We start from the raw sequence: 20,575 nt of genomic DNA, 5'->3' as shown, positions 1-20,575 counted from the left end.
GGTCCTGCGTGGACGCCTCGATTGAAACGCCTGTTCGGCGGCTTCGGCGCGGTCGGTCGACCCGACCATTGCGAAATGACAAGGACAGCGGGCAGCATGGCAGACCGGCGAGAGGGCCGGAGTTCTGCTCCGCCGCGAACCCTCCTGCCTGTTCTCCAGAAATACGTCACGGAGGTGACCGTGCAGTCTGAGGTGGTCCGCTACCAGGTCGACGACGAAACGGTTGCCTTGATCGAAGTCGAGCCGACACCCGGTTTCCAGCCCGCAGGCTTCGGCGACGTCGCCGGCTGGGTACGCGAATCCGCGGCACCGGCGGTCGCCGCCGCCCGGGAATTGCTGGAACAGGTCAAGACCGTCTCTCCCGACGCGGTGGAGGTGCGCTTCGGGATCAAGGCCACCGGCACGGCGAGCTGGGTGGTGGCGAAGGCGACCGGAGAGGCGAACTTCGAGGTCACCCTCGCCTGGCAGCCGGACGGCCCCACCGATCGCGGTGCCGGTCCACGGCGCTGACGGACGGCTCGGACCGTGACAACGGGCCCGGACGAGAGCTCGTGGGCGGTTGCCCTGCACCGTGAGGCGGACCCGCACACGGCACTCGGCACCGGCATCGTCATCGCCACCAACCTGGTGCTCACCTGCCACCACGTGGCGTTCGCCGCCGACGGCACCCTCCGCCCCGATCTCACTGTCGCCTTCCCGCGCGCGCCCAAGGTCGCCTACTTCGACCGGCGCAAGGTCCGGCGGTGCCGGCACGACGGCATGCCGGCGGCGCACGTCGACGTGGTGGTGCTCGAACTCGTCGAGCCGGTGCCGGCGACCGTCACCCCGGCGCGGCTGCGCTGCCTCGCCCCCAAGCCGCTGCTCGACCGCCCCTTCTGGGCGTACGGCTTCCCGGCCGGGGTGGTCGGCGGCCTGCAGGCGACCGGTTCCGTCGTCGAAGACGGCGGGTACGGCCGCGTCACCATCGACAGCGGCGCTGCCGGGCCGCTCAGCAAGGGGTTCAGCGGGGGCGCGTTGTGGTCCCCGGAGTACCAGGCGGTGGTCGGCGTCGTCGTCACGGCCGACGGCAAGGGCAAGGGGCAGGCGGTGACGCTGCACCACGTCGACGAGCAGGTGCCGGCGATGACGTTGGGCGCGTTGTCGGCCTGGCGGGTCGAGGACGCCGACGACGCCGCGCTATCGGCCTGGGGGTGGACGTTGAGCACCGACGGTGAGGCCGGCCGGCACTGGCTGCCCCGGGCGCGGGGCGTCGCCGTGGACACCGAGGGCGGCGCGCGGTTCCGGGGTCGTACGGCCGCGCTCCGGCGGATCGTCGACTTCATCGACGGGAAGGCGCCCGCCACCCGGCCGCTGATCGTCACGGGTTCGCCAGGCGTCGGCAAGTCCGCCGTCCTGGGCCGCGTGGTGACCACGGCCGACCAGCAGATCCGGGACAGCCTGCCGGGCGGCGACACCGCCGTACGGGCCACTGTCGGCTCGGTGTCCTGCGCCGTGCACGCCAAGGGTAAGACCGCGCTCGAGGTGGCGCTCGAGATCGCCCGGGCGGCCGCCGTCGACCTGCCCGGTGCGCCGGCCGATCTGATGCCGGCCGTGCGGGACCGGCTGGCGCGGCGTCCGGCTCGCTTCGCGCTCGTCATCGATGCGCTGGACGAGACGGCCGACCCCGGTCAGGCCCGGCAGGTCATCGACGACGTCCTGCTGCCGCTGGCCCGGGAGTGCGGCCGGTACGGCGTGCGGGTGGTTGTCGGCACCCGGCGCGGCGACGACCGGGGTGACCTGATCGCCTGCTTCGGTGATCCGGTCGAGCTGGTGGATCTGGACACACCGGAATACTTCGCCGGGGCCGATCTGGTGAACTACGCCCTGGCGACCCTGCGACTGCTCGGCGCGGAACGACCGGGCAACCCGTACAGCGACTCGGCGGCGGCTATCCCGCTGGCGCGCCGGATCGCCGAGCTGGCGAAGGGAAACTTCCTGGTGGCCGGTCTCGTCGCACGGGCACACGCGCTGCGCGACATCGAGCCCGTCGACCCGGCGTCGGTGTCGTTCAGCGCGACAGTGGCCCATGCGCTCGACTCCTATCTGGCCGGGCTGCCGGCTGCCGGCTCGGCCTCCGCCCGGCTCGCCCTCACCGCCCTGGCGTACGCCGAGACGCCGGGTCTGCCGCTGTCGCTCTGGCGGATCGCGGTGACCGCGCTCGGCGGCACGGTCACCGAGGACGAACTCCTCGCGTTCGCCCGTACGTCGGCGGCGAACTTCCTGGTCGAGACCGGTGGCGGCAGCCGGCCCGCGTACCGCCTGTTCCACCAGGCCCTCAACGACGCGTTGTTGGACGGCGCGTCACGCCGGGACGACCAGCGACGGCTGGTCGCCGCCTGGGCGGACCTGGCGGCCGAGGTGGGATGGGCCTCGGTGCCCGACTACCTACGGCGCTCCCTGCCCCAGCACGCCTCCCGCGCCGGGCTCGTGGAGCGGCTCCTCGCCGACGAGGGCTACCTCCTGCACGCGCACCTGGAGCGGTTGCTCTCGGTCGTCGACATGGAGAGACCGCTGGAGCCGCTGTCCCGATCACGGGTGCGGCTGCTGCACCGGACGCCGCTCGCTGTCGCGGCGGCACCGGCCGAGCGCGCCGCCCTCTTCTCGGTCGTCGACCGGCTCGACGGACTGGGCAGCGGGATCGAGGCCGACGGCGCGCCGTACCGCGCGCGCTGGGCGCACACCCCGCCCCGGCAGGAGCGCAGCGTGCTGGACGGGCACTCGCAGGCCGTCTACGACGTGGCGGCCGTCGAGCTGGACGATCGGTGGTTGCTCGCCTCCGCCGGTGACGACGGCACGGTCCGGCTCTGGGACCCGATGACCAACCAGGCCGTGGGAGTCTTCCCGTGTCACAACGACACGATCCGCGGGCTGTGCGCTGTCCGTACCGGCGGCGGCGAGACGTTGATCGCCACCGCCAGCCACGACGGGACCGTCGGCCTGTGGGATCCCCGGACCGGCCAGCGTCGGCACGAACTGAGCGGGCACGACGACTGGGTCCGCAACATCTGCGTCATTCCACTGCCGGACGGCGACCTGCTCGCCTCGGCCGGCGACGACCGGACGGTCCGGATCTGGGATCCGGTGACCGGGACGCAGCGCTACGCGTTGACCGGGCACTCGGGCTGGGTGACGGCCGTGACGTACGTCCCGTCGGACGGCCGGCACCTGCTCGCCTCCACCGGCTTCGACGGCGTGGTCCGGGTCTGGGAGCCGACGGCCGACACGCGCCCGACGCTGACCCTCACCGGACATGTCGGCTGGGTGACCACGCTCTACGCCGTTCGAGCGCCGGGTGGCACGTTGCTCGCCTCGGCCGGCTACGACGGCACGGTCCGGCTCTGGGACCCGCAGAGCGGCGAATGCGTCCACGTCCTTGCCACCGGTGGACCGGTCACGGATCTGTGCACGGTCGAGGTCGACGGGGGCTGTCTGCTCGTGTCGACGGGTGAGGACGGGCTCATCCGGGTCTGGGACGTGCCGACGTGGACGAGCCGGCCGAGCCTGCGGGGGCACGCGAGCTGGATCCGTGCGGTCTGCGAGCTGCGTACGGCGAAGGACCGGATGCTGGCGACGGCGGGTGACGACGGCACGGTGCGGCTGTGGGACCCGGCCGGCGGCCGACCCGACACGGTCGCCGAGCGGGACCGGCTCGGGCCCGTGCACAGCCTCTGCGCGGTCCCTGACGAGCGACCGGGCCTGGTCGCCTCCGGCGGTGCCGACGGCCGGGTGCGGATCTGGGACGCCGCCACGGGCGAGCGGCTGCGGGAGATCCCGACACCCGGCGGGCCGGTGAACGCGATGTGCGCGGTCGCCGACGTCGAGGAGCCGCTGCTCGTCACCGCCCAGGACGACAACACGGTCGGAACCTGGAGTGTGCGGCACAGCGCCTTGGTGGGGGAGATGACCGAGCACCACGCTCCGGTGGCGGCGGTCTGCCCGATCGTCATCGGCGGTGAGACGCTCGTCGCGTCGGCCGGCGACGACCAGGCCATCCGGCTCTGGCACCCGCAGACCGGCACCGTGCGGGCGGTCCTGCTCGGGCACGTCACCCGCGCATGGGTGACGGCCCTCGCGACGGTTCGGTGGCCCGAGGTGGAGGCGCTCGCCTCGGCCGACAAGAGCGGCACGGTGATGCTGTGGGGCGGTGGTGACACGCCGGTCTGGACCCGGCAGGGACATCAGGACGCGGTCACCGCGCTCTGCGGCCTGGTCGTGGCGGGTCGCCGGATGCTGGCGTCGGCCAGCGCCGACCACACGATCCGTCTGTGGGACGCCGAGTGGGGTGAGCCCGTGGACGTGTTCACCGGCCACACGGCTGCCGTAACCGGGCTGAGCCTGGTGCGGGTCGGCGGGCGGGATCTGCTCGCCTCGACCAGCCGGGACCGGACGGTGCGGATCTGGGACCCGTCCACCGGACGGGCGCTGCACACCATCCCCGTCTATCACCCGGCGCTGACGTGCTGCACTGTCGACGGAACGTTGCTCGTCGGTCTGGATCAGGGCCTGCTGGCGTTGGACGTCGACGGCCGGAGCGACCTGCCACCCGAGGCCGCGGACCGTGCGGTCGCTCGGGTGGCGGTGCGCTGCTGATCAGGGGCGCAGCACGTAGCGTCCGCGTACCCCGCCCTCGGCCGCCGCCCGGTGCGCGTCCGCCACCCGGTCCAGCGGCACCACCGCGTGCACCCGCGCCGGCAGCTCACCGGCGGCGGTGCGGGCGAGCAGGTCGGCCAGGCGTGTCCCGTCGGCGTGCACCTCGACCGCGCGCACCGTGACACCGCGTTCGGCGGCCGGGTGGGCGTTCGGCCGTACCCCGACGAACACGCCGCCGTCACCTACCAGCGCGAGCCCTCGGTCCTGGAGCGCCGCGGCGTCGGCGACCGCGTCCCAGCCCGGCTCGGCGGCGGTGGTGAAGTCGGCGCCGAGCCCGCGCACGAACTTCTCGTCCCCGGCCCGCGCGAGGCCGGTCACCCGCCATCCCCGGTCCCGGGCGAGCGGCACGACGTAGCCGCCGACCGCGCCGGCCGCGCCGGTGACCAGCAGCCGGCCGCCGGCGGGCGGGTCGCCGAGCAGGTCGACGATCTGCGCCGCGGTCAGGCCGTTGAGCGGCACTGTCGCCGCCGCCACCAGGTCCAGATCATCGGGTACGACCGCCAGGTCGGAAACGGGCACGACGAGCTGCTCGGCGTACGTGCCGAAGTCGCGGTCGAACCCGCCGACCAGCCCGGCGACAGGGGTGCCCACGGCGAGGTCGACGCCGGGTCCGGCCGCGGCGACGACACCGGCGAAGTCCCAGCCCAGGCCGGTGTGGTGCGGCTGGTGGATGAGCCCCAGCGAGTGGAAGAAGCCGCCGACGACGCCGAGGTCGGCCGGGTTGACCGGTGCCGCCGCGACGTCCACCCGGACCTCGCCGGGTCCCGGCTCGCGCTGCGGGACGTCGATGATCTCGATGGCCTCGGGTCCGCCCGGGGTGCGGACGACTGCGGTGCGGAAGGTACGCGTACCCATGGTTCTGTCTCCTTGTTCGTGAGGGATGCCCTGCTCCACGATGGAGGGGTAACTTTCCATCGGGAAGTACGCACTTCGGAGTGCGTTGGGTACCCCCGGGTAGGAGGCGCGGACGATGCCGACGCAGACGGCGGCGGAGAAGCGGGCGCAGGCGCGGGAGGAGTACGACGCGTTCCTCGCCGGCTGCCCGAGCCGGCAACTCCTGGACCGGATCTCCGACAAGTGGGTGGCGCTGATCCTGGCCGCGCTCGGCCGCGACGGGCCCGACCGCAACGCGGAACCCCGGGTCATGCGCTACTCCGAGCTGTCGCGGCGGTTGGCCGGGGTCAGCCAGAAGATGCTCACCCAGACGTTGCGCTCACTGGAACGCGACGGCCTTGTCACCCGCACCGTGACGCCGAGCGTGCCGGTGACTGTCACCTACGAGCTGACCGACCTCGGTCAGTCGCTGCACCAGCTGATGTACGGCATGAAGCTGTGGGCCGAGGCGCACATGGACGAGGTGCACGCCAACCGCGAGCGGTACGACGCCGCCGGTCACTGACCGGATCTCCGAAACTTTCGGTCGTGCTCGCGCTTCTCGGCGCCCTTCGCTCGCACGGTCATCCATGGACTCCCGCGCTGATCAGCCGGTTGAGTCCATGTTCGCGTCGACATCGACATTGACCGATCGTGCCGTCGCGGATATCTTCCCAGGGAAGTTACCGGTACATCTTCGAAAAGTTTCAGGGCAGTGACGCGGGGGGTGGGCGCACCGCCTACTCCACTCGCGTCAGGCCGGGCATCGCCAGCGCATCATCGTCCGATATGCAGAGGAGTGTCATGAAACATCTACCGAGGCGCAGCCACCGCGTGGTGCTGGCCGCCGTCAGCAGCGCGCTGGCTCTCGCCGGCGCCGCGCTCGTGGTGCCCACCATTGCCCAGGCGGCGGCGAGCACGCTCGGTGCCGCCGCGGCACAGTCGGGCCGCTACTTCGGCACCGCCATCGCGGCGAACCGACTGGGCGACTCGACGTACAGCACGATCGCGGCGCGTGAGTTCAACATGATCACCGCCGAGAACGAGATGAAGCCGGAAGCGCTCCAGCCCAACCGGGGCCAGTTCAACTTCTCCTCCGGCGACCAGATCTACAACTGGGCCACCCAGCGCGGTCTCCAGGTCCGTGGCCACACGCTGGCGTGGCACGCGCAGCAGCCGGGCTGGATGCAGAGCCTGAACGGCAGCAACCTGCGTCAGGCGATGATCGACCACATCAACGGTGTGATGGCCCACTACCGGGGCAAGCTGGCCGCGTGGGACGTGGTGAACGAGGCGTTCAACGAGGACGGCAGCCGTCGGCAGTCGAACCTGCAGGGCACCGGTAACGACTGGATCGAGGTGGCGTTCCGCACCGCGCGGGCGGCCGACCCGTCGACGAAGCTGTGCTACAACGACTACAACATCGAGAACTGGTCGTACGGCAAGACGCAGGGCGTCTACAACATGATCCGGGACTTCAAGTCCCGGGGTGTGCCGATCGACTGCGTGGGTCTGCAGACCCACTTCACCGGTGGCAGCTCGCTGCCGGGCAACTTCCAGACCACGCTGCAGAACTTCGCCGCGCTGGGTGTGGACGTGGCGCTGACCGAGGTCGACGTCACCAACTCCTCGACCAGCCAGTACGCCGGTCTGACCCAGGCGTGCATCAACGTGCCGCGCTGCATCGGCATCACCGTGTGGGGCGTGCGTGACAGCGACTCGTGGCGCTCGAACGAGAGCCCGCTGCTGTTCGACGGCGGAGGCAACAAGAAGGCCGCGTACAACTCGGTCCTCAACGTCCTCAACTCCGCGTCGCCCAACCCCACGCCGACCGCGACCGTCTCGCCGACCGTGTCCCCGACCGCCGGGCCGACCGGCGGACCGACCACGCCGCCGCCGACCACCGGCGCGAGCCGGATCGTCGGCAACCAGTCCGGCCGGTGCATCGACGTGCCGAACTCCTCGCAGAGCAACGGCACCCGGGTGCAGCTCTACGACTGCCACGGCCAGACCAACCAGCGGTGGACCTACACCTCCAGCCGGCAGCTGACCGTGTACGGCTCGATGTGCCTGGACGCCGCCGGCTCCGGCAACGGCTCGGCGGTCCAGATCTACAGCTGCAACGGCCAGACGAACCAGCAGTGGAACGTCAACTCCAACGGCACCATCACCGGAGTCCAGTCCGGCCGCTGCCTCGACGTCTGGGGCACCGGCAACGGCCAGCAGGTGCAGATCTACGACTGCAACGGCCAGGCCAACCAGCGGTTCCAGCTCGTCGCGACGAGCTGACCTTCGCGTACGGAAAACGGCTCACCGTCGTGGTCTCGGCCACGGCGGTGAGCCGCCTTCGTGGTGCTCGCGTGCTGCCGGTGTCAGCCGATCAGCAACTCCGTGCGGTAGTCGGCGGCCAGCGCGGCGGCCCGGTTCCGGCGCTCGGCCTGCTCCTCCTCGGTCAGAGCCGGCGGCGGCGAAGTGGGACCGTCCACCCGGTCGCCCACCTGCAGGAAATACTCGTCCTGCCCGGCCGGCGTGCACATGCACAGCAGCCGCGCCGGCTGGTCGAAGGAGTTGCGGAAGAAATGCGGCGCGTTCGCCGGAATGTTCACCGTCTCCCCGGCCCGCGCGACGGTCTGCTCGCCCCGGAACGTGAACTCCACCGCCCCGTCGAGCACCGTGAACATCTCCTCGAAGTCGTGCCGGTGCGGAGGCGGCCCACCACCCGGCGGAACCCGCATGTCGATCAGGCAGTACCGGCCGGCCGTCTGCTCACCGGTGACCAGGATCGTGTAGGTGCCGCCCGCGATGGCGAGGTGCGCGAGGCCGGGGTCGTCGGGCCGGGCGTGGACGAGGGTACGGGTCGGATCGTCGGACGGGATCGCACCGCTGGCCATCGGCTCTCTCCTCGATCGTCGGTCTACGGATCGATTCCCCTCATAGCCATCCGGCAAGCTGCTAAACCTGGGGCGCTTCCCGTGCTGGGGCCGTCATGCCGGGCGGCGGGCGACAACCGCCAGGGCCATGCCGAAGAACTTCAACGGCGAGCGTTCGATCGCGTCGGTCACCGGCCGGATGCGATGCCCGAAGCGGGACCTGTCGAACGGCGGCATGATGTAGTCCACCGCTACCGGCTCCAGCCCGGCCCGCCGCAGCTGCGCGGACAAGCCACGGGCGGTGAAGGAGCGGGCGTCGGCGAGCCGACGGTGCAGCGGCACGATCCACGGCAGGAACGGGCCCCGCGCCGGCCGGTACCGCCGGCCGCGGATCAGGAAGCCGTGCGTCTCGAACGGGAACCACCGGTTGGGCGTCGTCAGCGCGAACCGGCCGCCGGGCACGAGCACGCGGTGGACCTGCCGCAGGGCGGCATCCAGGTCGTCGATGTGCTCCACCACCTCGATGGCGGTGACCAGGTCGAAGCTGCCGTCCGGGTAGTCCAGCTCGGTGGCGGACAACTCCCGTACGTTGATCTTCCGGGCCGCCGCCGGATCGCCGGCCAGCCGCTCCCGGAACAGTTTCAGCCGGTCCTGTTGGATGTCGACGGCCTCGATCTGCGCGAACGCGTCGACCAGCCGCATCGTGTACGTGCCGTCCCCGCAGCCGATCTCCAGTAATCGCCGGCCGGTCAGCGATGTGTGCCGGCCCAATGTGCCGAGCCTCTTCGCCACCCCACGCTCGCCGAATGCGCTGCCGTGCCCCAGCCCCAGATTGCGATTCGTATTCATCATGGTCGCTGACCATAGACCTAACGAGCGTTAGCGTGGGGGCGTCGATCGACAGGCAGTGCCGGCTCTGGCCGACCCCTCTGGCGTCCCGATCTCCGACACCGGAGGGGCCGGCGCGTACGCGGTCGTAGTGCCGGGAACACCGGCACCGCCCGACCAGGTGCCGTCAGGATACTGAGCGGTGACGACATAGGGCGCGTTGCCGACGGGGAACTCGAAGTCCGTCACGGGCGAGAACTCACCCTCCGTCGGCCGGACCTAGTCGGCCTGCCTGGTCCAGCCGAGAAAGCGGCGGTGCAACACCCCGGCTGGCGTCCACGGCATGTCCTCAGTGGCTTGGACCAGGTAGGCGCCGAGGTAGAGGGCCAGTGACACGGGAGCGCGGTCATACTCCGCGCGCAGCTCGCGTTTCCGTGTCGGGCAGGGCCAGGGCAGATCGCAACCTCCGCAGCTCCAGACCGGCATGACCGGGCCGTGGGTGGTCACCGCACACCCTCGAGGAAACGGGCGGTGATCGTCCGTGCCTGTCGGCTGGTCGCCCATTCCACCTGCCAGCAGGGGTACGGCGACAGCCGCGACCACCAGGCGCGGCAACCGGTGCACATGCCGTCGAACCCACGGACATGCACGGCCAGGATCGCCTGCTCTAGGTCGTCCTTCACGACGCGTCCTCTCCCGGCCAGTGGCCACGATTGATAGGGATTCGGTGCCGGGCGCGGCAGGGCAGATCTGCTCCGCAGCGGCAGATCCGTCGCCACTTCCGCCAGCACCAGACAGGGCGGTGCCTCCGGGCGAGAGTGAGTGCCGTCGCGACCAGGTAGTCCTCGTACGAGACGTGTCGTCTGCTCGGAGTCGTCCGGGCCGCCCTTCGGCTCATCGCTGCTCTGCCGCGTCCTGCGCCGGCTCACGGTTGCCTTCCGGTCGCCCTAGCTGCGCTGCCAGGTCGAGTAAGCGCTGTCGCGCTGCCGCGCGCTCGGCGTCCTGGTACCGCTGCCCTGTTCCGGGCGGTGATGCCGGATCGGGTTGCCGGAACAGCCATCGCACCAACGGACACAGGCGACCCCGGATAGTCACGAGCCCGTCCTGCCGTGCCGGGTCGGGAAGGCGAGCCTGACCGGCGGCTCAGAGCCGTAGACGAACATCCCGCCCGGCGGGTCGTCGACGTCGAAGTCCATGCCGGAGACGGTCCCGCCGAGTGGGGTGCGGTGACCATGTCGACTGGTCATGTCACGGTGACATGAGCGGACTCGACCCTGCCCGTACACCGACCGTAGGCTCCTGACCGACCACCATGGGTAGTCGTCTGACGACGCTGGGAGCCGTAGTGCTGCTGGAAAACCTCCGGATACCCGACGACCTCTGGTCGCGCGAGGACATGCACAAGGCTCTGGCGGCCCGCGACATCGGTGCCGTGTTCCGGCTGCTCGCTCGGCAAACCGGCGCGAGCCAAACTCGCATCGGCGCGGCTGTCGGCCTGGAGCAGGGCTACATCAGCCGGATCATCGCCGGCCGACGGGTGACCTTGATCGACGTGCTCGAGCGGATCGCCGACGGCTGCGGCATGCCCGACGAAGCCCGGATGACGCTGGGCCTCGCGCCCTGCCAGCGGTCATATCGCCCGGCCATGGCGGATCACTCCCTCGGTCGGCACAGTGACGTGCCGGCCAACCGGTCCTGGCGCGAGGACGTCCGGGCCGCCGCGCAGCTATGGGAAGGCGATGTGAACCGTCGAGACATGCTTCGCCAGACAGGTTCAGCTCCACCGCGTACACCTTGCCCGCCCTACGCTGGTTCACCGCCACCACGGCGCAGCCCGTCGAGCAGGAGGGCCGACGAACGGTCGGTCAACCCGACATCGACACGATCCGGCAGATGACCGCCACTTATCGGCGACTCGACAACCAGTACGGCGGCGGGCATGCCCGCGACAACGTCACCCGCTTCCTGCACCACGAGGTGGCGCCCCTGGTGACCGAGGGCCGGTACGACCCGGCGACCGGCCGCAGACTGCTCGCCGCTGCTGCCGAACTGACGCAGCTCGCCGGGTGGCAGGCGTACGACATGGCCGAACACGGCCTCGCCCAGCGGTACCTCACGCATGCCCTGGACCTCGCCCGAACGGCCGCCGACGCCGGCCTTGGTGCCGAGATCCTCGCCGCGATGAGCCATCAAGCCACCTACCTCGGGCACGCCGCCACGGGGGTCGACCTCGCCCGCGCCGCCCGGCAGACAGCACAACGCGCCGGCCTCACCGCGCTGACTGCCGAAGCGCTGGTCATGGAAGCGCATGCCCACGCTGTCGCCCTCCACGAACGCGACTGCGCGACCGCGCTTCACCAAGCGGAGCGAACCCTCGACCGAGCGGACCGCAGCAGCGATCCTCAGTGGCTCGGCTACTTCGACGAGGCGTACCTGTCGGCCAAGTTCGGCCACTGCTTCCACGCGCTCGGTCAACACCGCCGAGCCGAACGCTTCGCCGCTCGCTCACTCAAAATGGACGAGCGCTACGTACGCGGCAAAGCCTTCAACCTCGCCCTGCTGGCGAGCGTCCACGCCCGCCACGGCGAGCCGGAACGTGCCAGTGCCGTCGGCGCGGAAGCCCTGACCCTGACCATCCAACTACGGTCGGCCCGCGCCGTCCGCTACCTACGCGATCTGCAGACCGGTCTGGCACCCCACCGCCGCAAGCCGGCAGTACGGCAGTTCATCACTCGGGTCGACGCGGCGCTCGGCCAGCGGCGCTGACTACAGCTCACCCCGCGCCTGGCGTGCCATCAGCTCCAACACCGCGATCACCGTGCCGGCGCCCACGATTCCACCCTCGGACACGAGTTGCCGCGCTTCCTCCAACGGAATCCAGGCCACCTGCTCAGTCTCGTTGACGTCGACCGGAGCGCCGATGTGCTCCGCGTTCCGGGCGAGGAACAGCAGGTTCTCCGCGTCCGCGGTCGCCACCCACGGCTGAAACGACAGCAGAGGCTCTACCGCCTCCGGACGCCACCCGGTCTCCTCCTCGACCTCCCGGATCGCGCACCTCGCCGGATCTTCGCCCTCATCGACGTAGCCGCCCGGTAGCTCCCACACCCACCTGTCGAACACGAACCGGTGCCGCCGCATCAGCAACAGACGTTCCTGGCCGTCGAGCACGGCAACCATTGCAGACCGGGGCGCCCGGATCACGTACTGCTCGAAGCGCACCCCGTCCGGAAGCTCCACGTCCGCGATGCTCAACCGGGAGCGTCGGCTGCCGTCAACAACCCGCTCACCGTGAATCGTCCACCGTGTCGACCTACCAGCCAGTTCGTCCATCACCCCGCCAGTATCCGACCTGCGAGATCGGGCGCCCGGGACTCGAACCCTGTACCCGTGGATTGTCCGGCGCGTTGGGAACGAGTGTTGTGCGAGGTCATTCGGGCTGCTGAAGTGCTTCTCGGCTGGCATGGCTGCCGTACACCGCTACTGTACGGTCGGCGTCGAACGAGCGGCCTCCTTGGCCTAGCCGAGAGATGCCGGTGCAACCACAGGCCAACTTACACGGCTGTCCTCGGCGGCTCGGTCGAGGTAGGAGTCGAGCACTAGATTACACCTCCATTCACGTCCCTGCCGGACACTTGCCTGGGCGCAAGGAGCGTGTTGGGTTCGGTCCGTTCCGGCCCTTGCTGTGCGTCCCTCGTTACGAGATTCTGAGCTGCTGACGACCAGTACCGGCCGTCAGCTATCCGCCTGCTACTTGACGGGAGAAAAGTTGGAGGCCAAGCAACTCCTGAAGCAGCTCGACTTCGGGTCATCTGTGGCGGAGCATGACAAGCTTCTAGAGAGCTACTTCGTTGAGACTGAAACGTTCCGCGCACTGATTGAGGACAGGGCAGACGTTATTGCGGGAGACAAGGGAACGGGCAAGAGTGCCCTCTATAGAATTCTCAGCACTCGTTACACGCAGATTCCTGAGCTGCGGGATGTCGAGGTTATCTCTGCTTTCAATGCTGCTGGATCGCCCATTTTCCAGCGACTTAACGAGGGTGCAGTTCAGACTGAATCGCAGTACATTGGTATCTGGAAAGCATACATCTTAGCGTTGGCTGGGAACTGGATCCTGGAACTCGCTGCAGGGGACTATACGGATGACATGGTCCGCTTGGATGCCTTGCTTAAGGGCGCCCAGCTCCGCTCTCCCGATGACACGGCGACTGGCGTATTCTCCCGGATAGTTAATCGGCTTCGCAGGATGAGGCAGGTGTCGGCGGCAGAGGGTGAGATTTCTATAACGCCTGAGGGTCTTCCGCTCGTCGGCGGTCGCCTAGAGTTTGAAAGCTCGCAAGACAAGGATTCTCCGGGATTTGTGCGGCATGAGGACGCCTTGCGTCTACTTGATTCGGTCCTTTCCCGCGCGGGAATAACCCTTTGGCTGGTAGTCGATCGGCTCGATGAGGCCTTCCAAGGCTCGCCGGAGCTGGAGCGACCCGTCCTGCGAGCGCTTTTCCGCAGTTACCTCGACATGCAGGAATTTTCTTGCATAAGGCTTAAGCTCTTCGTCCGTCGTGACCTGTTCCGCAGGATCATCGCCGGAGGTTTCGTCAATCTCAGTCACGTGAACGCGCGGAAGATGGAGATTGTATGGGATGAGGCTGATCTCTTGAGTCTTCTCCACAAGCGAGTACGGCTATCTCCTGCCTTTATGACGAATGCAGGGCTGTCCTTGACGGACGATGCCGAAAAAGTCTTCTATCGGATCTTCCCTGAGAAGGTCGACGTGGGGGATAGAAAGCCGACCACATGGGTTTGGATGCTCGGCAGGATCAGGGACGGAAATCACGTTCGGCCACCTCGCAACCTCATCGACCTTGCGCTAAAGGCGCGAGAGGCGCAGATTCGCCGAGAGGACCGTGAGCCCCTAACGCCCTACAATGGGAATTCCTCCGTGAAGCGCTCCGAGCGGCGTGAATTGATCTCGCCGGAGGCCGTCAAGCGCGGGCTAGATTCGCTTAGCGCACAGAGAGTCGAGGACACACTGCTGGCCGAGGCAGGGGAGAATGCTCATCTGATTGAACGGTTCAGAGATGGCAAGGCAGAGCACAATGACGAAACTCTTGAATCCATCCTGGGTCCCGACTTTCATGAGGGCATTCCTTACCTAACCGCGATCGGTTTTCTTGAGAAGGTTGGACCAACCTATAAGATTCCAATGCTTTATAGGGGTGGACTGAACATCACCCAAGGGAAGGCGTTTAGTGCGGATATGTCCAAGTCGCAGGATGAGCACTTGGAAGTAGAATAGCGGATCTGGAGGCCCAGTCGATCGATCTGAGACTGCTGCCGCAGCACGCCCAACGGCCGGGCAAGGATCCTGGATCGGTCAGATGCAGGGCGCCAACCTCTTTGGCGACTGGCGCGATCTGTGGTGGGTTGTAGGCAGGAAACGGTCGTAGGCGGGCCGCGAGAAGGGGTTGAGCGGCTGCCTGCGCCACTACCTTACGGCCTCCGATCTAGGGGGCGCTCGCATGCTGATTTCGGGTTGGTCTCGCCGGCATGGCGCTGCCTCGCTTGCTGCGTCTGCGGATAGCATCGACCGTCACAGAATGGGGAGGCGAGATATGCCCATCATAGCCCCAAATGATCGAGTTTGGGTAGATGGTGTAATTCTCTATCGAGATGACCTGGAGCGACTGGCTCGCCTGGTGTGGGAGCGCCTACACGAGCAGAGCCGGGTTGTCTCCGTTCGGTACAGGGGGCACCGAGGGCTCATTGAAAAGGTTGCCCTTGAAGACGTTGATTTTGGGTCCGTCGCGGTTCTCGACATCGCTCACGGCCGGGTAGTGGTTGACGTTGAGAGGGGGAAGTTGACCTTTCGGCTGCCACATGAATATCAAGACAGAAAAATTATCGGCGACTTCTTCAAAACTCTCGAGCGCATCAAGGCGCCCACTCGAATACTCTATTTAATCAGGAAGCCGGACCCATATCGGATCGAGCTTAATGACCTAACGCGCGCGCAGGCAGGGCGGCAGCAGAAGCGAGACATGGGTAAAATAGTGGCCATTTGGGCGGGCGTAGCAGGAGTAGTGAGCGCGATTGTGGCGGTAGTTGCACTTTTCCGTTGACGGGTCCTCGTCGTCTTGCCGATCTATGAGATGCGACCAGTCATGACTGTTCTACGCTAGCTACTCCAGTCGCACTCGGCAGAACCCCGAGGAGATTGTGCCAGGTTCCGCCATGCGCTCAGGCGGCACCGCCTACACAATACCGTTGTGGGAGTGGGGCATTCTTATCCTGGGCTTGGGGCAAGCTGTTATCCCGTACTTGTGCGCCCTTCAGCGAGGGATCGGTCTTAAGAACTATCGCGGTTGGCGAGGCGCTGTGGTGGATATCTGCAGCAGACGGTTTCCTGTCAGCGGGGTGTCAGGACTGGACTCCTGACCTTGCTGCGCAGATAGTAGCGAGGACCCCGGCCGCGAAGCGTCTTTGGAGCTAGTTTTTCCGAAACCGAGCAGGATGTCGACTCGCGGCACTCTCGCCGCGATGTATTGAAGGTCGAGCGCCCGTCTCCGGGGAGGTTTCGGTGGCAATCAGCGCGTCGATATAGCAGCCCACGCTCTAGATGCATTAGGTCTGACGCGCGTCGAGAACGCCAGCGCGGCCGTCGTGTCGGATCGCTGGAATCGATTTCGGAGATGCCGAGCGATCGTCCTGCCGGTGATGCGTTACGTCCCGCCGGCTCTCGAACGCATCGCCCCCATGCCGCTTCGCTGATTCCGCTGATGTCCCCATTTGGTCTTGCCTGCTGTCCATGATGGCCTGAATCGCGCAGCTCCACGGACGGGAAAGCCTGCGACGACTCGTCGGGTGCTGGTACTTCAGGCTCTTCGCCCGTGCCGACCCCATCGTCCGCTCGGCGACCTCGAAAGGACATGACCGATCAGCGGGCCGGTGGTTCAACTAGGGTCGCGTCCTCCGGCGTCAGCCGCCCTCTCATCGGCGGTGCCAGGAGACACGAGGAACTCCAGCAGTCAGACGTCCCCGGCTGGCGGGGGCCTCGTCTCCCGTCCCTGCCACCCCCTCATGAGGAAACAGTCCTGTCCACCAGTCGCTCACCATCTAGCGCCGACGAGGCGTGCTGACAAAGCAGCGAGCCCGCAAAGGGCCGCTGAGCTGGAACGGAGTGGGCCGCCAGGGACTCGAACCCTGAACCTATGGATTAAAAGTCCACAGCTCTGCCATTGAGCTAGCGGCCCGCCCGCTCAGGTTACCGGAACCTGCCCGCCCTAAGCTCGCGGCTTCCACCGCCTGTCGATCTTCAGACCTGAACCAGGCGACGCGCCGGACGCGAGGCGTGAACCTCCCCGCCCGGGGAACCGGGGCAACCATGCGAGTGACCAGCACCGCCGCCGTCGCGGCCTCCCGCGAGGTTCCAGGCGCCGACGGCGTACGCCGGCCCGGCGGTGAGGTGCACGCCTGGCTGCCGGGCCAGAACCAGACGCTGTGCGGGCTGCCGCTGAGCCGTACCCGCCTGCGCCGCTTCCCGCACGTTCCGTTCGACTACTCCGGCATCGACGTGCTCACCGAGGCCGATCCGGAGGGCTGGGTCTGCCCGCGCTGCCTGGCCGCCACGTCGGGTCGCCGCGATCGGGAGAAGGGCTGGGTGCGCACGAACCCCCGTCCGTGAGCGGTTGCTGCCCGGTTCAGCGGGTACCGCACCGGACATGCGCATCGTGATCGTGGGAGCGACCGGCAACGTGGGGACGGCCGTGCTGCGCCGGCTGCGGCGGGAGGCGGAAGCGGAACTGGTGGGCGTCGCGCGCCGGCTGCCCGGGCCGGACGCCGGTGAGCCGTACGCCGACGTGGAGTGGCACTCCTGCGACATCGGCGCGCCGGGTGCCGCCGACCAGCTCGTGCGGATCTTCGCCGGCGCGCGGGCGGTGGTGCATCTGGCCTGGCAGATCCAGCCCAGCCACGACCGCCGCACGCTTTACCGGACCAACGTCGGCGGCAGCCGCGCGGTGATCGAGGCCGCCGTCCGGGTCGGCGTTCCGGCCCTGGTGTACGCCTCATCGGTCGGCACCTACGCGCCCGGCCCGAAGAACCATCCGGTCAGCGAGAACTGGCCGGCGACCGGGGTGGAGACGTCGTCGTACAGCCGGGACAAGGCGGAGGTGGAGGCGCTGCTCGACGGTGTGCAGCGGGAGCACCCGAAGCTGCGGCTGGTACGGCTGCGTCCGGGGCTTATCTTCCAGCGGGAGGCCGGTACGGAGATCAGCCGCTACTTCCTCGGCCCGCTGGCGCCGGTGCGCCTGCTCCGGTTCGGCCGCATTCCGCTGGTGCCGTCGAACAAGCGACTGCGGATGCAGGCGGTGCACGCCGACGACGTGGCCGACGCGTACGCCCGGGCGGTTCTGGGGGATGCGAGCGGCGCCTTCAACGTGGCGGCCGACCCGGTGCTGACGCCGGAGCTGGTGGCCCGGCACTTCCACGGCTGGACGGTGCCGGTGGCGACGCCGGTGCTGCGCGCGGCGGCGGCGCTGACCTGGCGGGCGCGGCTGCAACCGGTCGACACCGGCTGGGTCGACCTGGCGCTGAACGTGCCGCTGATGTCCAGCCACCGCGCCGAGACCGAACTCGGCTGGACCCCGGCGGTCGACACGGTGACCGCCCTGAAGGACCTGTTCACCGGCATGGCCACGAGAGCCGGCACGGATTCCCCGCCGCTGTCCCCGGACCCGACCCTCCCCGGCCGCCCCGCAGCCCTGACCCGAGGCCACCTCCCCGGCCACCCCAACCCCTACTGATCCCACCCTTCGCCGCTGCCCGCCGCTGTCCCATCCGCTCCGGCGTCGGCCCCGCCCTCGCCCCACCCCGCCACCCCGCCCCACCCCGCCCTGTTGATCAAGGAGTTTGTGTCACGCGCAGAGATCAACTGGAACCCAAACTCCTTGATCACCGAGTTGAAGGGCAGGTGCGCGGGTGGGGCGGGTGGGGCGGGGGCCGTAGGGCGGAGGACTGGCCGGTGATCATGAAGTTGGCGGGTCGACACGCCGACATCGGGACCGTCAACTTCATGATCGACGAGGCGGGGTGAGGGCAGCGTGCGCGAGCTGGCTGGTCAGGCGGCGATCATGAGGTTGGCGGCGCGACACGCCGATGGCGAGGCCGCCAACTTCATGATCGACGGGGCGAGGCGGGGCGAGGCGGGGCGGGGCAGGGAGGGGGTCAGGAGATTTGGGCACCCAGGAAGAAGATGCCGGGGTGGCCCTTTGTCTCGAAGCCTCTGCTCGGGTTGCGGCGCAGCGTCGAGTTGTCGATCTGCAGCGTGCCGGTGCGGTTGTTGCTGACGAAGAAGATCGCGCCGCCGCCCTCGTTCGCGCTGTTGTCCTCGATGACCGTGCCGGCGATCCGCACCGCGAACTCGTTGCCGTCGCAGTAGATCGCGCCGCCGCTGCCGCCGCCCGGAGTACCGCCCCGGGCCGGGTTCGCGCCGGTGCCGACCGCCCGGTTGTCCCGGAAGACGCTGTTCAGCACCGTCCAGGAGACGCCGATGCTGCTCAGCGCCCCGCCGTTGGCGCACACCCCGCCGGTGAAGGTGCTGCTCACCACGTACACCGGTTTGTTCTCGAACTGGCTGAGCACGCGCAGCGCCGCGCCGCCCAGGTCGGGGCCGGTACGGTCGCAGCGGTTGCCGACGAACCGCGAGTTGACCACCTTGAACCGCCCGCCCCGGACGAAGATCGCGCCGCCCCCGCCGCCCTCGGTCCGCTCGCCGGTGGAGTCGCCGTCGGCGAACGTCAGGTTCTGCACGGTGAGCTGCGGGTGGTCCTGATTCTGGCAGTGCGAGGTGGTGAAGCCCTGCGCCTGGTCGCAGGTGTTCATGTAGAGGACGCGGCGCTTGCCGCTGCCGCTGAGCGTGACAGTGCCGCCGCCGTCCAGCACGATGCGCGGGCCGTGCGAGTTCACCACCTTGGCGGTGGCCTTCATGGTGATGGTGACCGGCGCGGGCCCGCAGTCGAAGGTGATGACGCCGCCGGCCGCGACGGCCTTCACCACCGCCTCGGAGGTGCAGCTCGCCGGGGTGCCGCTGCCGACGGTACGGGTCGGGCGCGAGGTGTCCACCGGACGCGCCTCGGCCGGCACGCTCGCCCGGCCGGCGGGGTTGCCGGCGCGGAACGCCACGGTGGCGGGGGTGGGGCTCGGCCGGGCGCTGCCGAGTCCGGAACGCCCGCTCGGGGAGAGCGAGGGCGACGGGGCGGCTGCCGGACCGGCCGGCGAGCCGGGGTCGGCGGCGGGTGCGGGGGCCGGATCGTCGCCGCAGGCGGGCAGCGTCGCCGTCGCCAGGGCGAGGACGAGGAGAGTGACAGCCGACTTCACGCGCACCGCCCGATGCTAGGAGGCCCGGTCGCCCCGGCACGACTCCACAGCCGATCCTTAACCCGCCGCTAAGCCGCAACCGCAGCCGCCACCGCAGCCGCAGCGAGCGGCCGCGCGCCCGCAGGCAGCGGCCCCGGCAAAGCGCGCGACGGTCAGGCGTGCGACAGCGCGAACGCGACCAGGAAGCCGAGCACGGTGATCAGCCCGACCAGCAGGTGCGCGTCCGCGAACGCCTCCGGCACCATCGTGTCGGTGATCATCGCGAGGATCGCGCCCGCCGCGAGCGCGGTGATCGTCGCCAGCACCTCGGGCGGCGCGCCGCCGAGCAGCGTGTACCCGGCCAGCGCCGCCGCGCCGGAGATCAACGCGATGGCCGTCCACAGCCCGAACACGTAGCGCCGGGTGCGCCCGGCCTGCCGCATGCCGGCCGCGCTGGACAGCCCTTCCGGCACGTTGCTGAGGAACACCGCGATGACGGTGACCAGGCTGACCGGGCCGCCGGCCAGCAGGCTCGCGCCGATCACCACCGATTCGGGTACGCCGTCGAGCAGCGCGCCGACAGCTATCGCCGTACCCGAGCCGGGCTGTTCCCGCTCGGAGGGCTGCTCGTCGCCGGAGCGCTTGCGGTGCCGCGCGCCGTGCCGGGCCAGCAGGACGTTCGCCCCGGTGTACGCGAGCGCGCCGATCGCCGCGCCGATCACCACCGGCCGCAGGCCGCCCTGCTCGTGCGCCTCGTCGATCAGCTCGAACGAGACGGCGGAGAGCAGCACGCCCGCCCCGAACGCCATCACCGAGGCGGTCGTCCGGCGCGGTACGCGCGCGAAGAACCCGACGGCCGCCCCGATCAGCAGGGCCGACCCGGCGAGCAGGCCCCAGAATCCCGCTTCCAGCCATTCCGGCACGCGCTGGACCCTACCCCCGGCCGCGTGCCGCCAACCGGG

At 69.1% G+C, this 20,575-nt stretch carries 15 protein-coding genes, 1 tRNA gene and 1 pseudogene; 8 read left to right on the top strand and 9 right to left on the bottom strand.

Annotated elements, in window-relative coordinates; all coding sequences use genetic code 11:
* The first annotated feature begins 180 nt into the window (after positions 1 to 180).
* Positions 181 to 510 carry a CU044_2847 family protein gene (locus DQE82_RS06905; protein ID WP_013283485.1) on the top strand — a complete coding sequence of 110 codons (330 nt, stop codon included), beginning with the start codon at positions 181 to 183 and terminating at the stop codon, positions 508 to 510.
* Between the two features lie 15 nt (positions 511 to 525).
* A complete protein-coding gene (locus DQE82_RS06900; RefSeq protein WP_113972237.1) occupies positions 526 to 4,629 on the top strand; it encodes a WD40 repeat domain-containing protein in 4,104 nt (1,367 codons plus the stop codon).
* Here the strand turns inward: DQE82_RS06900 and DQE82_RS06895 are convergent, their stop codons facing one another.
* Entirely contained in the window at positions 4,630 to 5,544 is a 915-nt protein-coding gene (locus DQE82_RS06895; protein ID WP_113972236.1) for an NADP-dependent oxidoreductase, read from the bottom strand.
* A 115-nt stretch (positions 5,545 to 5,659) separates the two neighbouring features.
* Between DQE82_RS06895 and DQE82_RS06890 the strand changes: the two genes are divergently transcribed.
* Together DQE82_RS06890 and DQE82_RS06885 are read left to right on the top strand one after the other, a co-directional pair.
* Complete coding sequence (locus tag DQE82_RS06890; RefSeq protein ID WP_043327477.1) at positions 5,660 to 6,088, top strand: helix-turn-helix domain-containing protein; 429 nt, start codon at positions 5,660 to 5,662, stop codon at positions 6,086 to 6,088.
* Positions 6,089 to 6,366: 278 nt separating this feature from the next.
* Positions 6,367 to 7,851, top strand: a complete 1,485-nt coding sequence (locus tag DQE82_RS06885; RefSeq protein WP_113972235.1) for an endo-1,4-beta-xylanase — start codon at positions 6,367 to 6,369, stop codon at positions 7,849 to 7,851.
* 83 nt (positions 7,852 to 7,934) lie between these two features.
* On the opposite strand, the gene DQE82_RS06880 is transcribed toward DQE82_RS06885, so the two are convergent.
* From DQE82_RS06880 to DQE82_RS31425, 4 genes are all read right to left on the bottom strand, one after another.
* Positions 7,935 to 8,453, bottom strand: coding sequence for a cupin domain-containing protein (locus DQE82_RS06880; RefSeq protein ID WP_113972234.1), 519 nt, complete (start codon positions 8,451 to 8,453; stop codon positions 7,935 to 7,937).
* A 93-nt stretch (positions 8,454 to 8,546) separates the two neighbouring features.
* A complete protein-coding gene (locus tag DQE82_RS06875; RefSeq protein ID WP_113972233.1) occupies positions 8,547 to 9,284 on the bottom strand; it encodes a class I SAM-dependent methyltransferase in 738 nt (245 codons plus the stop codon).
* Between the two features lie 255 nt (positions 9,285 to 9,539).
* Positions 9,540 to 9,767 (bottom strand): hypothetical protein, encoded by a 228-nt coding sequence (locus DQE82_RS31055; RefSeq protein ID WP_043327471.1) that lies wholly within the window; start codon positions 9,765 to 9,767, stop codon positions 9,540 to 9,542.
* Positions 9,764 to 10,189, bottom strand: coding sequence for a hypothetical protein (locus DQE82_RS31425; RefSeq protein ID WP_370446777.1), 426 nt, complete (start codon positions 10,187 to 10,189; stop codon positions 9,764 to 9,766). The genes DQE82_RS31055 and DQE82_RS31425 overlap by 4 nt, the downstream gene beginning before the upstream one ends.
* 416 nt (positions 10,190 to 10,605) lie before the next feature.
* Here DQE82_RS31425 and DQE82_RS06855 point away from each other — a divergent pair.
* A pseudogene (locus DQE82_RS06855) lies at positions 10,606 to 12,026 on the top strand (helix-turn-helix domain-containing protein).
* Here DQE82_RS06855 and DQE82_RS06850 read toward each other — a convergent pair.
* Positions 12,027 to 12,590 (bottom strand): NUDIX hydrolase, encoded by a 564-nt coding sequence (locus DQE82_RS06850; protein WP_370446785.1) that lies wholly within the window; start codon positions 12,588 to 12,590, stop codon positions 12,027 to 12,029.
* 436 nt (positions 12,591 to 13,026) lie between these two features.
* Between DQE82_RS06850 and DQE82_RS06845 the strand changes: the two genes are divergently transcribed.
* Positions 13,027 to 14,556 carry a P-loop ATPase, Sll1717 family gene (locus DQE82_RS06845; RefSeq protein WP_113972380.1) on the top strand — a complete coding sequence of 510 codons (1,530 nt, stop codon included), beginning with the start codon at positions 13,027 to 13,029 and terminating at the stop codon, positions 14,554 to 14,556.
* A 1,882-nt stretch (positions 14,557 to 16,438) separates the two neighbouring features.
* Here DQE82_RS06845 and DQE82_RS06840 read toward each other — a convergent pair.
* A tRNA-Lys gene (locus DQE82_RS06840) sits at positions 16,439 to 16,510 on the bottom strand.
* A 131-nt stretch (positions 16,511 to 16,641) separates the two neighbouring features.
* On the opposite strand from DQE82_RS06840, the gene DQE82_RS06835 reads away from it, so the two are divergent.
* Positions 16,642 to 16,941, top strand: coding sequence for a hypothetical protein (locus DQE82_RS06835; protein ID WP_064448380.1), 300 nt, complete (start codon positions 16,642 to 16,644; stop codon positions 16,939 to 16,941).
* Positions 16,942 to 16,978: 37 nt separating this feature from the next.
* A complete protein-coding gene (locus DQE82_RS06830; protein ID WP_113972231.1) occupies positions 16,979 to 18,061 on the top strand; it encodes an NAD-dependent epimerase/dehydratase family protein in 1,083 nt (360 codons plus the stop codon).
* A 421-nt stretch (positions 18,062 to 18,482) separates the two neighbouring features.
* On the opposite strand, the gene DQE82_RS06825 is transcribed toward DQE82_RS06830, so the two are convergent.
* Together DQE82_RS06825 and DQE82_RS06820 are read right to left on the bottom strand one after the other, a co-directional pair.
* Positions 18,483 to 19,634: a hypothetical protein gene (locus tag DQE82_RS06825; RefSeq protein WP_113972230.1), complete on the bottom strand. Its 1,152-nt coding sequence runs from the start codon at positions 19,632 to 19,634 to the stop codon at positions 18,483 to 18,485.
* 152 nt (positions 19,635 to 19,786) lie between these two features.
* Positions 19,787 to 20,536: a ZIP family metal transporter gene (locus tag DQE82_RS06820; protein ID WP_030500687.1), complete on the bottom strand. Its 750-nt coding sequence runs from the start codon at positions 20,534 to 20,536 to the stop codon at positions 19,787 to 19,789.
* Positions 20,537 to 20,575: the final 39 nt, after the last annotated feature.

It is taken from the genome of Micromonospora sp. LHW51205, from assembly GCF_003315815.1.
GTDB classification, from domain to species: domain Bacteria; phylum Actinomycetota; class Actinomycetes; order Mycobacteriales; family Micromonosporaceae; genus Micromonospora; species Micromonospora chalcea.
Note: the sequence above shows the minus strand (reverse complement) of the source record. Positions and strands in the feature narration are given on the sequence as shown.

What these genes read in the sequence shown, in the direction of transcription:
- DQE82_RS06895 (WP_113972236.1), bottom strand. Translation starts at nt 5,544, where the DNA reads ATGGGTACGCGTACCTTCCGCACCGCAGTCGTCCGCACCCCGGGCGGA.
- DQE82_RS06890 (WP_043327477.1), top strand. Translation starts at nt 5,660, where the DNA reads ATGCCGACGCAGACGGCGGCGGAGAAGCGGGCGCAGGCGCGGGAGGAG.
- DQE82_RS06885 (WP_113972235.1), top strand. Translation starts at nt 6,367, where the DNA reads ATGAAACATCTACCGAGGCGCAGCCACCGCGTGGTGCTGGCCGCCGTC.
- DQE82_RS06880 (WP_113972234.1), bottom strand. Translation starts at nt 8,453, where the DNA reads ATGGCCAGCGGTGCGATCCCGTCCGACGATCCGACCCGTACCCTCGTC.
- DQE82_RS06875 (WP_113972233.1), bottom strand. Translation starts at nt 9,284, where the DNA reads ATGATGAATACGAATCGCAATCTGGGGCTGGGGCACGGCAGCGCATTC.
- DQE82_RS06850 (WP_370446785.1), bottom strand. Translation starts at nt 12,590, where the DNA reads ATGGACGAACTGGCTGGTAGGTCGACACGGTGGACGATTCACGGTGAG.
- DQE82_RS06835 (WP_064448380.1), top strand. Translation starts at nt 16,642, where the DNA reads ATGCGAGTGACCAGCACCGCCGCCGTCGCGGCCTCCCGCGAGGTTCCA.
- DQE82_RS06830 (WP_113972231.1), top strand. Translation starts at nt 16,979, where the DNA reads ATGCGCATCGTGATCGTGGGAGCGACCGGCAACGTGGGGACGGCCGTG.